General features: G+C 52.3%; 10 protein-coding genes, 1 tRNA gene and 1 pseudogene. 7 read left to right on the forward strand and 5 right to left on the reverse strand.

Going from position 1 to position 12,899, the window contains the following annotated elements; all coding sequences use genetic code 11:
- Nucleotides 1–3: 3 nt before the first annotated feature.
- The 7 genes from modC to ACYP2A_RS09155 all read left to right on the forward strand — a co-directional run bounded on the left by modC (nt 4) and on the right by ACYP2A_RS09155 (nt 6,773).
- The gene (modC, locus tag ACYP2A_RS09125; RefSeq protein ID WP_459744548.1) at nt 4–1,092 is read left to right on the forward strand and encodes a molybdenum ABC transporter ATP-binding protein; all 1,089 of its coding nucleotides are present in this window, start codon (nt 4–6) and stop codon (nt 1,090–1,092) included.
- A gap of 259 nt (nt 1,093–1,351) precedes the next feature.
- On the forward strand, nt 1,352–3,559 hold the full coding sequence (locus ACYP2A_RS09130; protein WP_459744549.1) for a TonB-dependent receptor: 2,208 nt from the start codon (nt 1,352–1,354) through the stop codon (nt 3,557–3,559).
- Between the two features lie 173 nt (nt 3,560–3,732).
- Complete coding sequence (locus tag ACYP2A_RS09135; RefSeq protein ID WP_459744550.1) at nt 3,733–4,317, forward strand: hypothetical protein; 585 nt, start codon at nt 3,733–3,735, stop codon at nt 4,315–4,317.
- A 167-nt stretch (nt 4,318–4,484) separates the two neighbouring features.
- Nucleotides 4,485–4,570 (forward strand) — tRNA-Leu (locus tag ACYP2A_RS09140).
- 236 nt (nt 4,571–4,806) lie between these two features.
- Nucleotides 4,807–5,016 carry a hypothetical protein gene (locus ACYP2A_RS09145; RefSeq protein ID WP_459744551.1) on the forward strand — a complete coding sequence of 70 codons (210 nt, stop codon included), beginning with the start codon at nt 4,807–4,809 and terminating at the stop codon, nt 5,014–5,016.
- A gap of 98 nt (nt 5,017–5,114) precedes the next feature.
- Nucleotides 5,115–5,945, forward strand: coding sequence for a hypothetical protein (locus ACYP2A_RS09150; protein ID WP_459744553.1), 831 nt, complete (start codon nt 5,115–5,117; stop codon nt 5,943–5,945).
- 153 nt (nt 5,946–6,098) lie between these two features.
- Nucleotides 6,099–6,773, forward strand: coding sequence for a hypothetical protein (locus ACYP2A_RS09155; RefSeq protein WP_459744555.1), 675 nt, complete (start codon nt 6,099–6,101; stop codon nt 6,771–6,773).
- A 931-nt stretch (nt 6,774–7,704) separates the two neighbouring features.
- Here ACYP2A_RS09155 and ACYP2A_RS09160 read toward each other — a convergent pair.
- The 5 genes and pseudogenes from ACYP2A_RS09160 to ACYP2A_RS09180 all read right to left on the reverse strand — a co-directional run.
- Nucleotides 7,705–9,624 carry an AAA family ATPase gene (locus tag ACYP2A_RS09160; protein WP_459744557.1) on the reverse strand — a complete coding sequence of 640 codons (1,920 nt, stop codon included), beginning with the start codon at nt 9,622–9,624 and terminating at the stop codon, nt 7,705–7,707.
- Between the two features lie 155 nt (nt 9,625–9,779).
- A pseudogene (locus ACYP2A_RS09165) lies at nt 9,780–10,567 on the reverse strand (DNA adenine methylase).
- 224 nt (nt 10,568–10,791) lie between these two features.
- Nucleotides 10,792–11,331 carry a DUF2514 family protein gene (locus ACYP2A_RS09170; protein ID WP_459744558.1) on the reverse strand — a complete coding sequence of 180 codons (540 nt, stop codon included), beginning with the start codon at nt 11,329–11,331 and terminating at the stop codon, nt 10,792–10,794.
- Nucleotides 11,328–11,948, reverse strand: a complete 621-nt coding sequence (locus ACYP2A_RS09175; RefSeq protein ID WP_459744560.1) for a glycoside hydrolase family 19 protein — start codon at nt 11,946–11,948, stop codon at nt 11,328–11,330. The genes ACYP2A_RS09170 and ACYP2A_RS09175 overlap by 4 nt, the downstream gene beginning before the upstream one ends.
- A gap of 70 nt (nt 11,949–12,018) precedes the next feature.
- On the reverse strand, nt 12,019–12,899 hold an 881-nt coding region (locus tag ACYP2A_RS09180; protein ID WP_459744562.1), incomplete at its 5' end, for a phage late control D family protein.

Consider the following 12,899-nt stretch of genomic DNA (forward strand, 5'->3'; position numbering starts at 1 on the left):
TCGATGAACGACCGCTTGCATATACGCCTGAAACTGGCGTTCGCCGACTTCAGCGTCGACGTCAATCTGGACCTGCCCGGCCAGGGCGTGACCGCGCTGTTCGGCCACTCCGGTTCCGGCAAGACCACGTGCCTGCGCTGCGTGGCCGGCCTGGAAAAGGCGCCCGAGGCGTTTATCGAGGTGAACGGCGAGGTCTGGCAAGACACCCGGCGCGGCATTTTCGTGCCCACACACAAACGCGCATTGGGTTATGTCTTTCAGGAAGCCAGCCTGTTTGCCCACCTGAGTGTGATGGACAATCTGCAGTTCGGCCTGCGTCGAATTCCCGCCGTACAGCAAGTGGTCAAGATCGAGCACGCGATTGAATTGATGGGCATCGGCCATTTGCTGGACCGGCGCCCCGATAAACTGTCTGGCGGCGAACGCCAGCGCATCGGCATTGCCCGCGCCCTGCTCACCAGCCCGCGCCTGCTGTTGCTCGATGAGCCACTGGCGGCGCTGGATGCCCGGCGCAAGGCAGAGATTCTGCCGTATCTGGAGCGCCTGCACGCCGAGCTGCGTATTCCCATGCTCTATGTCAGCCATTCGCAGGATGAAGTCACGCGGCTGGCCGATCACCTGGTGCTGCTGAGCGAAGGCCGCGCGATTGCCAGCGGTCCGTTGCAGAATACCCTCGCCCGGCTTGATCTGCCGACCGCGCTGGAGGCCGATGCCGGCGTGGTGATCGAGGGCGTGGTGGCGAGCTTTGATGCGCACTACCAGTTGTTGACGTTGAACCTGCCCGGCAGCGAGCAACAAGTGCGCATTGCCCATGGCCCGCAGGCCGCCGGCAGTCGTCTGCGCTTCAAGGTGCAGGCACGGGATGTCAGCCTGACCCGACAAACGGACGAGCACAGCAGCATTCTCAATCGCCTGCCGGTCACCGTGGTCAGCCAGGTGCCCGCCGAGCATCCAGCGCATGTGCTGGTTCGGCTCGACGCCAGCGGCACGCCGTTGCTGGCGCGCATCACCCGCTACTCAAGCGATCAGTTGCAATTGCACACCGGCCAACCGCTTTGGGCGCAGATCAAGAGCGTTGCTGTTCTGGCCTGACCTACATCCTGCTTCACCTCCTTCCTGCCATCAATGTCTGCAGATCCTGCCCAACCAGAGGCATGGGTCTGACAGACCTTGCGCCCGTTCTGCGGTGACACTGCGCAGCGACTTCGTATCCGCGACAACAGCACGCAGAAATAATTTCGATACATACATTGTAAAAAGAAATGATTCTCAGCACTATTGGCACCCGAAGCACAACTGCGAATGCTTCTCAAAAATAATTACACTTGGATTCTCATAGGTAGCGTTGCACATGACCCACAAGCTTGCCCTCAATCGCTCCTCCAACACGTTGATGCTGTCGGCCCTCGGCCTGGCCGTTGCTTCTTGCGCAGGCCATGCGCTGGCCGATCAGTCACGCGATAAAGCCGTGCAACTGGATAACATCAATGTCGACGCTGCCGGCACCGGCGAGTACAAGACCGAGCGCTCGGCCTCCAGCAAGATCACGACCCAATTGCTCGACACCCCGCAGACCATCACCGTGGTCCCCGCCCAGGTCATTCAGGAGCAACAGGCCCTGAGCCTGCGCCAGGTGCTGTCCAACGTCTCCGGTATCACCTTCAATGCTGGCGAAGGCGGCGGCGGTTCGGGTGACAGCATCAACATCCGCGGTTTCTCGGCCAACAGCAATATCCAGATCGACGGCCTGCGCGACAGTGCCCAGACCAGCCGCACCGACACCTTCAACATCGATCAGGTCGAAGTCATCAAAGGCCCGAACTCGGTATTCGGCGGCGCTGGCACCACCGGCGGCAGCATCAACATCATCAGCAAGCAGCCACAAAACCGCGCTTTCACCCGCCTGGGCGGCAGCCTGGGCACCGACAACTATTACCGCATGACCGTCGATACCAATCAGCCACTGGAAGGCGTGGGCACCGACAGCGCCTTTCGCCTGAACCTGATGGGCCATAAGAATGACGTGGCCGGCCGCGACGAGATCGAGCGCGAGCGTTGGGGTATCGCCCCGTCCCTGCGCCTGGGCCTGAGCGATTCCACGCGCCTGACCCTCAGCGCATTCCACCAGACCGACGACAACACCCCTGATTACGGTGTGCCGGCTCTGGACGGCAAGAAGCTGGCCGGTGTCAGCCGCGAAGACTATTTCGGCTGGAAGAACCTCGATAAAGAGAAGATCGAGCAAAACGCTTTCACCGCCAACTTCGAGCATGAATTCAGCGACAACCTGCGCCTGCAGAACCTGACGCGCTACAGCCATATCACCCGCGACACCACGGTATCGGCGTCTCACGTCAACACTACCGGGCTACCCGCCGGCCAATACCTGCCCGCCGGCCCGCAAGGCTATGGCCGCCATGCCACCACCGAGATGTGGATCAACCAGACCAACCTGATCAGCAACTTCAATGTGCTGGGCATGCGTCATGACCTGGTCACCGGCGTAGAAATCTCTCGCGAAACCCTGGACCTGAAGACCTACAGCTATAACCTCAGCGGCTTCCCGGCCAACGGCTACCCGCTGACCAACCCGCCCGGCTACTGGGGCGGCGCCACCAGCAAGGCCACCAGCGGCTACACCGAAACCGAGCTGACCAACCAGGCCATCTATGCCTTCGACACCATTGCCCTGCACGAGCAGTGGGACCTGAACCTGGGCGTACGCTACGACCGCTTCAAGGGTGAGGCCGAAGGTTTCTCGCCGGCGCAGGTGCGCACCACGCACTTCAAGTCGTCCGACGAGAAAGCCAGCAGCCGCGTAGGTCTGGTTTACAAACCGGTTGAAAACGGCCGCATTTATCTGGCCTGGGGCAACTCGTTCAACCCGTCTGCCGAAAGCCTGGCCTCCAGCGGCGGCGGCTTGAACCTGACCAACGAAAATCTGGACCCGGAAAAGAACCAGAACTGGGAGCTGGGCACCAAGTGGGAGCTGCTGGACAAGCGCCTGGAACTGGATGCTGCCATCTTCCGGGTTGAAAAGAGCAATGCTCGCGAAACCATGGCCGACGGTTCGACCCAACTGGCCGGCGAGCAACGCGTACAAGGTGTCGAGGTTGGCGTGACCGGCCACATCACCGACAAGTGGGACGTGTACGCCAATTACACCTTCCTCGACAGCGAAACCCTCAAGGCGGCCGACACCGCTGCCGGTATCGCTCGTGAAGGTCAGGCGCTGGGCAACACCCCGCCACACTCGTTCAACCTGTGGACCACCTACAAACTGCCGGCCGGTTTTACCGTGGGCTACGGCACCCGCTATGTCAGTGAGCGCAACGTGACCTCCAGCACCACCGCCAAGCTGGATGCCTACCTGCTGCATAACGCGATGCTGGGGTATCAGGTCAACAGAAGCTTCGACCTGCAGCTGAACGTGAACAACCTGTTCGACAAGGACTACGTTGAGCGTGTTCGCCAGCAGAACGGCACCGGTGCGCGCTCTTCGGCCATCGAGTATGGCGATTCGCGGGCTGCGATTCTGTCGGCCAATTACGCGTTCTAAGCTTCACCCTTCAATACCGCCGTCTCGTGCTCGAGACGAGGCGGCGGCTCAAACAGACAACGCTTCATCGGATCGACAGCTCTATTCAAGACAAACGACACGGGCACAGGCGGCGCCGTGTTGTAATGCCTTGTAGACACCTTCAGGGAAGCCGATCCATGAAACGTTCGATCATGCTCAGCACGCCCATGGCCAATGCGATACTCATCGGCAAGAAAACCGTAGCCCGATGCGTCATCTCCGCCCGCTCTCCCCCCCTCTGCCCTTATGGCCCGCCCGGAACACACCTGTGGCTTAAAGAAGATTTCTATGCCTACGGGTATTGGGAATCCAAATACAGCATCAGCAGACAGCGCGACCTCTGGCACTTCATCGACATGACCTTGCAGTCGGGTCAGTCCTATCGGTTTTCACAGCCGCAACGCTACGCCAAATCCCAACGCAGCAACACCATCCCTCTGTGGTGGCACAGGCCGGGCCGCTTGATGCCCAGGCAAGCCTCGCGCATCGAACTGGAAGTGATGGACGTCAGCAGCGAGCACCTGCACGACATCACCGATGAACAGGCGGGTGCCGAAGGGTTTTATCCCATACAGAACTGCGTGCATATCTACTTTGCCAACCATCTGCCTTCGCCTCACTCAGGCTTGAGTGCCACAGCCGTGATTGCTTTTGCGACTTACTGGCAGAGCTCGCATAAAAATGGTTCATGGCATGAGAATCCCTGGGTGTGGGTGATCAGCTTTCGCCAGGTGTGAACCTGAAAGCGTGCCAACGGCATGACGCCACAGCCGGTATTTTCCGTAGCCCCATGATTTACAGCGCTTTTTTTATTTCAGGCAAATGCAACATCTTGTGCCATGTGAGAGCCATTCGCGCTTGCTTCGCAGGAACTTGATGTATATATTCCCTGCTCTGTCGTTATGCCCCGATGGCGAAATTGGTAGACGCAAGGGACTTAAAATCCCTCGTTCTTTGGACGTGCCGGTTCGACCCCGGCTCGGGGCACCATATGATTCAAGGGTTTGCACGCTTTTCCTGCTGATCAGGTAGTGTACATGCTTCGCAACAAAACGGCTTGCTTCGCAACGCCCAAAGCTGCACCCCTCTCCGGCGTTCTGCCGACATAAATTCAATACCTAGTCGTAACAGCGTCACTTCATGCCTGCACCACATCAGTAACAGCCTCATCTCAAGCCTGGCCATGGCCTGAGGAACCCCATTGCATACCCATGGAGCAGCACCGCATGCGCAGCGAAGTAGAGCTCGTCCTCAGGACTGATTTCTTGTCGGCTGTGGAGCATGAGATCAGGATCATCGGAGGAAAGCACGGCCGCCGTGACTGGGTCCTCAAGGCGCTGCTGGCCAGGACAGCTCATATGCGGGTGCTCGACCTCATTACCGTGGATGAGGCAATGGAGATCACGCGACGTGCGAATGCGGTAATCTTGGGCTGAAAGCTCGAAGAGCTTTTAAATTTGATTTCCAGTCAACAAAAAATTAAAATTTCTGTAAACCCCTGTCGCCATCTAACTCACTACGCCAAGGATCGGAAATGGACAAAATCAAAATAAGGCTAATCACACTCGGATCTCCTCCAGTTAATTTCCAACGCCGCAAATTGAAAGAATGGAAATCTTCCATATTTGAGATAACTGGAGAAATAGAGAGCTTTGATCTTAATTGCAAATCCGACGGACACCAATGGGATTATTCAGACAAAACACTGGAACCAGAAATACCCTCAATTTCCTCCGAACATTTTTTGATTGCCATAGTAAACTTTCCAATTGAAGAAAACTGGTACACCAGAAGACTAAAAAACAACCGAATACTATTTTCATTCCATGAAATAAAAGACATACTAACATCTTCAAATATTCCACTTGAGAATGCTATTCTTCGGTTGATATACGCCCAGACCCTACTTTACAAAAGAAATGGGAATCGTATACCTACAAACGCAGAAAACACAGACTACACGCACGACGATACACGCGGATGTATTTATGACCTAAACGGCATCAAAACAGAGATAATAAACTCATGCCACAAACCAGTAATTTGCCCAAGCTGTGTCGCGACAATTAAAAGAGAAAAAATCTCAATCGAGCTTTTAAAAAAATATCAGTCAGAAATAATAAAAATCAGAAAAGATCTTTTTTACAGAATAACTGACTTCATCAAGCAACATCCTCTCTGGTCACTTTTGATCTCTAGCCTGACAGCAATATGCCTAGGAGCTATAGGTTCCATTTTGGCATCATACATATATGATTCAACAAAGCCCGCAACCAGCACCTCCCATCAAGAGCCAGGTATTGCATTAGAAAAACCTTCACCTGATCAAACAAGACTCACAACAAAAATCCAGCAACATCCGTAGAACGGACCGATCAATATATTTATAATCTTGAGGCACATTCCGTTCCTCGAGAACCCAGAATAACTTCCCAGCCAAATATAAAAAATTGCATCTGCGTAGCCGCCCAGTAAAACTGCCTCTTTAGTCATCAAAAGAAACCACGAGATATACGCCATGTTATCAAAAGAAGATCAAGAATTTATATCAGAAAAAATGAAAATTGTACTTAACTCCATAACCTTTAAGCTCAGCGAGCGCGCTTTATCACCATACAAAACCCACCTTGAGCATGCAATCTCACACTTCATACGCTCAATTATCGACCAAAACAACTCCAACCATACTTATAACGCCAACTCACTAGAGCAAAGTCCAGCTCAAGCAGAAATAAATAACTTCAGCCTTGAACTATCTAAAAAACTTAACAACACTGAAGCATTAACAACTCTTGACTCACTAAGACATACATTCGCCTCATTTGCCTGTAACGGACACCACCACCTATTTACATTACAGGAAAATGAAAGCTGGCATCCCAAAATAATACTTGACGAAGAGCTAAAACCAAATGACATCAATGAACTCCCTGAAATAATCACCTTATACAGAGGCACAGATATTATAGAATACACCTCATCAAACTATGGACAGTCATGGACCACCCGCAAAGAAATAGCAGAGCTATTCGCTTTCAAACATTACAAAGATCAGCCTGAATTCGACATCAACAAAAGAGCAATATTAAGAACTACAATATCAAAAAAGCACGTATATTTTTCCAATCAGTCCGGTGAGTTTGAAGTTGTTATTGACACTAGAAAAATTTCACATGTCATCAAGGTCGGATGAGCGATACCACCCACTTCGGCACAACCTAATTCACCCCAATGGACTTCTGCACCAGCAACAACTCAATATGCTTCAAGATATTTGCATGCATCTATTAGAGTCTTGTCTCTGCATGATTTTCATGGAGGATAGCGAAATCCCAGTGATGATTTCCAAGTAAAATCCTGCGAACACATGCTGAATATCAGGATGATCATTAGTGCTGGGCACAATGTCCTTGCTTTGCAGTGCCGCATGAGCCGATCATGTCTGGTTCTGGCTGAACCCAAAGCTCATGCCACACCCCCATAGTGCTTGAGTATTGAGCAAAAAAAGCCCGCAACCACTGTTTATAGAGACTACGGGCCGCTTTCTAAAGTTCAGGTGATCACTATGTGGGCATAGATGGGCATGGAATGGCGTACGATTTGCCCCATTTTTGCCCCACGGATTCGGTATGGCTTCAAGACAAAACCCAAAGCGACACCTCTGCAGGGATGGACTAACTACTACGCTTAATCCAAAGCCAAGCCATTGCCCAAGCCACCATAGCGCCCCTATAGAACGGCACCACATGCCAACCTCATTTGTGCGGAATAGCAGGCGGATGCACAAGTCATCTCAGTGCCAAACGCGCGGCTTGACCACATTTAAAATCAGTTCCTAGAACTGAAATTATTGCGAAAAGCGGTTCGAGCTAAGCCACCTTTACCCAAAAAAATCGCGTCTTCAGCCGAGGATAACCAACTTCTTGCCTTTGCCTAGTTCAAAAAATAGCTTTACCTCTGATTTAGAACTAGACACTAACGATTTTTTGTACAGCACATGGATAGCTTTGAGCCAAGAACAACTTTTGAAACTGATCAACACTTGGATTAGAGATTCTTTAAGCTCAGATCAACCTTGCTAAATCAATGAACCACACTAGTATAAGCCCAGACTTCAAGCCATATCATCTAGAATTGCAGACCATCACATGATCAAATATCTTGGAACACAAATCACGCAAAGAGTCAGTTAGATGCCAGTCCATGACCGTCATCACATCTACAACCTCATGACAGAATTTAACTTTATCCTTTATAGTTCCACTTTCATCAGCAAAAATTCGACGATTATCTTTACCTTTGCCTTTCAAACCTAGAGCCACATCTAAATGAAAGCCAACTCCCTGCTCTGAACTTTCAATATTGCTTGGAAAGTTTTTCAATAAATCCGAATCCAATCCATCTACAGACGATTTCTTTTTGCGGGAGAAAATATTTAATGCTGCCGCCAACAGAATATCTCTAGGAATAAAGTTTTCAATCTCCTTACCAACAAGTATATGCAAACGCATACCTAGCTGTTCTTCTAAAATCTTAGCCCGACTCCCCTTACCGACTATATCGCCATCCGCAATTAAAAAAGCGCTCGAGCAAAGAGATTTTGCATTTAAATTACCGTCCTCACAATTATTTTCAAAAGACCAATGCCCCAAAGTACCTCCTTGGTACTCCACAAATGCATAGTGGTTATTTTCAAGATACCCTTCAAGCTTGAGCCTAGTTTTATCGCACAACAATTCTTCAAGATATTTTTTTAAGAAAACCCCTAAATAAAGTCTATCAGTTACGCCCTCAACCCATATAGTAGAATTAACCAAATAAACTGAAGATGCCAACACACCTAGCTCTGCAAGAATATCTTTATCTCTAGTACACTCCTGAATTGAAAACACTAGGTCTTTTTGCACTCCACGCTTTGACACTTTATGAATTACCACCCTATTGTCAACCTCAGCCAGATCCAACAGATGATTTGAATGAGTAGTAGCAAAATAATAGTGATTCGTGTATTCAAGAAGAAACGCCGCAAGCTTTCTCAAAAGTCCGGGATGCAAGCAAGCTTCAGGCTCCTCGATAAAAAACAAAGATTTTTCTTTATTGAGAAATGCTTCGGAAGTAATGATGATGACTTGCTGCATACCGTCGCCCAGATCGTAAATAGGGAATTGGTCTTCATCTCCAATTTTTACTGAAATTGTATCCTTACCATATGATGGAATCAATGTTACGACCGCTCCCCCAAAAAACTCTCGCCCTAGTACCTCTTCATATTCCCTTATCCGCGCACGGTCTTCTGGCTGCCCTAACAAATGGCTAACCAGCAAGCTATAAAGATGAAAACCTGTGACTACATTGATATGATCCAAGAACTTTAAACTCTTTATCCCACCACCTTGCTTAAGCTCTCTTTCATCCTTCAACTTAGGAAAGTAATCTTTAACAGTTCGCTCGTAAAAAAAGTCCCCCTGATCATTCAGAGGTCGCAACCCTCTTAATACAGGCACATAAAAGCTTTTGATTCTAGCAAGAAAATCAACCTCTTCCTTAAGATCCGTAATAAAATCGTTTAGAGCATTCCTCTCTCTATAGGCTATCAATAAATGTTGCAACTCCCGAAATGCTACTACCCCTGCACCAGTGCCTGACATACTATAATTAGGCCGAGTCGCGTCATTAATTAACTTGGAAAACCCCTCGCATGCCTCCAACATACCCTCAATTGAAACACACTCCCCACTGATCAAATCAAAAAATCCGCCAGAATCAAAACCACCGACCACAGGATTACGGCTAAGTATTTCGAATACATCATAGAATCCATTCGAAAGCTTATCAAACCTGCTTTTTAAAGCAAATTTTCGCTGTTGAATATCGCTATAAAAAATACTGCGAAGAAGTCGACTTTTCCCACTATTATTAGGACCAATGAGCAAATTCAATCTATCTGTTTTAAGCCCACCCCCCTCATGACCATAATGATAATCCTTTATAGCACCGGACCATATAGCTCGCATAAAAACAGCACTCTCATTGTAAAAAGACAACCCTTTTACATCTTAGAAACTCATCATAGAAAAGACGCATAACAAATTCAACATTTTCCTATCAACCTTAGGTTTACTTGAAAAAACTGCAAGCTATCAGGCGAGTTTGGAGTCGACGCTTGCTTTGCTGCAGAACCTCATTTGGAACACTCAAATCAAAAAGTCCTACGCAGAAGTTTTCTGAGCATGGCCACTAACTCCCCACTTACTTCAGCCTGTCTGGCACGCTGATTGCCGGTTGTGTTAAGAATGTTTAAGGTCCTGCAGTAATCCCCCTTGATTACCTGCCGAATATCAGGACGGTCATTGATGCTGACCATCCCCCTGTCTTTGCACCGTCGCATGAAGTCGGCCATCGCCTAGTACTGGTCGAATCTAAGCTCAGACCAAACCCAGCGGTCTGCCAGTACGGCGGATCTATGTAAAAGAAGGAATCCCCCCTGTCGTAACGCTCGGCGCAATCCAACCAAGGCAGGTTCTCGACGTAGGTGCCGGCGAGTCTCTGCCAAGCCGCAGACAGATTCTCTTCGATCCGCAGCAAGTTGATGGCCGGGCCAGTCGTTGCAGTGCCAAAAGTCTGCCCACTGACCTTGCCACCGAACGCATGCTGCTGCAGGTAGAAAAACCGGGCGGCACGCTGGATATCGGTCAGGGTTTCGGGCCGGGTCATCTTCTGCCACTCGAAGATCTGGCGTGAACTGAGCGCCCATTTGAACTGGCGCACGAACTCTTCAAGGTGGTTCTGCACGACCCGGTATAGGGTGACCAGATCACCGTTGATATCGTTGAGCACCTCTACAGGTGCAGGTTGAGGACGCATGAAGTACAGCGCGGCGCCGCCGGCAAAGACTTCTACGTAGCATTCATGAGGGGGGAATATTGGTATCAAGCGGTCGGCCAGACGGCGTTTACCGCCCATCCAGGGGATGATGGGAGAGGACATTGGTTGCAAGCCTTTACTGTATAAATAGACAGGTGATAGGCTCCGCTCGCTTTGTGCACGAAGCGGGGGGCCTTGGCTGGACTTGCAGGAATGGACTGCGGGTTTGGTGACCGACACTGGATGTTGACGCATCCAGTGTCGGCCTCTCCTTTACTACGAATTTCTTTCAGCATCGCGGTGGCCAACAAGCCATGGCCTGTCGACTGCGAAGAAAAGTCAGGTCATCAGTCGAGCGCACTATAGGTCTGCTCGCACGTCAGTCCCCTGCCCCGCCCCTGATCAGCATATTCCGCCAGATCTCCCGCTCTTTCGTCAGCGCGCTTGAGCACGTCGGCAAGCACCAGGACGGCGCGAGTTGCTGCCGCGCTTGCGGCGGCAGTGCAGGAATGGCTGCCGGTTTGACTTGCGAGACGGCGGGCAAGGTCGTCGGCTGTGTCCCGCAGGCTGCCAGCAGTAGCGCGAGCGGCAGCAGCATCAGCCAGTGCCTGGTCGATGATGTGTTGTCCATCTTGAATCGCCTTATTGATTGATTGCTGTCGGACCTGTTCTTTCTCGCGCTCGCTTGCCTGAGCCAGTGCCCAGGCTTGCTGATCGCCAGCATCACGGGCACTCCAGCGAGATTGCCACTCTGATCTTTCGACGCTGCGGCCGTGGTCATAAGCCAGGTACAGGCTCCCGCCGATCAGCCCGATGGCCAGCAGAGCGCTGACCAACATCTGCCAGAGCCGGCCGGTGCTGGCAGTGGCAGCCGTCAGCGCGATCACTTCAACACCTTGAGCGCCACGTCATACAACGCCTTACGCTCGGCGGCACCATGCGGCACCCGCCCGATCTTGCCCGTGTTGATCAGGATGCCGATGTCCTGAAAGCGGCCGGCGTCAGCCAGCTCGTTCAAGCCGGCCTGGGACCACCACCAGGCCGAGGCCAGTGCGGCCTGCTCCGGTTGCTCCAACAGTTCGGGCTCCCGCTCCAAGGGAAGCCCAAGCGCAGTACCGGCGACGCGGTAGTTATCCCGCCCGGTAATCTGCAACACCGCACGCCCACGAAACCGCCAGCCATCGCCGGGCTGGGTGTTGCCCATACGCGAGCCGTACACGACATGCGCAATGCGCTCCGGTTTGCGGGCACACTCCGCTGCAAGCCTAGCGTCGAACCGGGTCGGCCAGGTGCTCATCAAACCCTGGGCGCTGTAGTTCAGGTTCTCGACCAGGCGATGCAAGTGGCCAGACTCATGGCCGCCCTGGGCAAGAAACGCCGCGATGCGCAGACGGTTATCGATCTTGAAACGGGGCATAGCCCGATTGAGTGCCGGCACAAAGATGCCGACGACGGGCCGGCAGCCCGGCAGGATCTGCAGCAGTTGCTGTTCAGTGATGGGCATAGGCTTTCTCCAGACGCAAAAAAACCCGCAAAGGCAGGTCATGGATGAATGAGTTAAATCCGATGAGGGGTTACAGCTGCACAACCTTGAGCGGTTTTTCTTCCTTCTTTTTGCTGCCTTTAGCCTTGGCCTTGCCGTCCTTGCCACCGTTGCATTCAACCGTGGTTGACCACCCGCCCTGGGTAAACACCTGCTCGACACTGTCGACCAAGTACTTGCCGTCAAGACCGGGTTTGAAGCCTTGGGCATCGATCACGCGCTCGGCAAACAGGTCGGTGCGGCCAGGCATTTCCAGACGCACCGTCGCCGTGCTGCGGTTGAACGCCGCCAAACGCGCTTTAGCGGCGGCAGTGGCGGCGGTTTCGTTCGGGTAGATATGCCGGTCGGTGTGCACCGGCGGCAGGCCTTCCGGGGCCTCGGGATTACCCAGCTCGACCACCTTCAGATCGCCGGTTTTCTTGTCCTTGTGCTGGGTCTTCACCGCCTTTTGCGTGGAACGATCACCGAGCTTGAAGTCGTAGCGAGTGACATCTGTTTTGACCAGCATCACGACACCTAACACTTTGCCGGTCGTGCTCAGTTCGGACTGCCGGGGCATGACTAATAGCTTGCCGTCGGCCACTTTGGCGGTGCAGTCGTGCAGCTTTGCCAGGCGTGTGATGAAATTGAAGTCAGATTCGCCACGCTGATCGATGCGCTCGACCTTCGTTTGCACCGAACAGACCGGCTCCCAGACATTGCGCTTGGCAATTTCAGAGACGATCTGCGCCAGGGGCACACCTTCCCAACTGCCGCTGCGCGTGGTTTTGCCGCTGCCACGCATGTCGGCAGCCTTGCCGCGAATCGTCATCGTGTCCGGCGCGCCGGACACCTGCACTTCGTCGACCGTGTACAAGCCCATCCGGGTCAGCGGCTGGCCGTCATAGCCCAGCAGCACCTCAACTTTGCCGC

This window comes from Pseudomonas sp. 3A(2025), assembly GCF_054589175.1.

Coding starts and splice junctions, on each gene's coding strand:
- ACYP2A_RS09130 (WP_459744549.1), top strand. CDS start 1,352: ATGACCCACAAGCTTGCCCTCAATCGCTCCTCCAACACGTTGATGCTG.
- modC (WP_459744548.1), top strand. CDS start 4: ATGAACGACCGCTTGCATATACGCCTGAAACTGGCGTTCGCCGACTTC.
- ACYP2A_RS09145 (WP_459744551.1), top strand. CDS start 4,807: ATGCGCAGCGAAGTAGAGCTCGTCCTCAGGACTGATTTCTTGTCGGCT.
- ACYP2A_RS09155 (WP_459744555.1), top strand. CDS start 6,099: ATGTTATCAAAAGAAGATCAAGAATTTATATCAGAAAAAATGAAAATT.
- ACYP2A_RS09175 (WP_459744560.1), bottom strand. CDS start 11,948: ATGCCCATCACTGAACAGCAACTGCTGCAGATCCTGCCGGGCTGCCGG.
- ACYP2A_RS09135 (WP_459744550.1), top strand. CDS start 3,733: ATGCTCAGCACGCCCATGGCCAATGCGATACTCATCGGCAAGAAAACC.
- ACYP2A_RS09150 (WP_459744553.1), top strand. CDS start 5,115: ATGGACAAAATCAAAATAAGGCTAATCACACTCGGATCTCCTCCAGTT.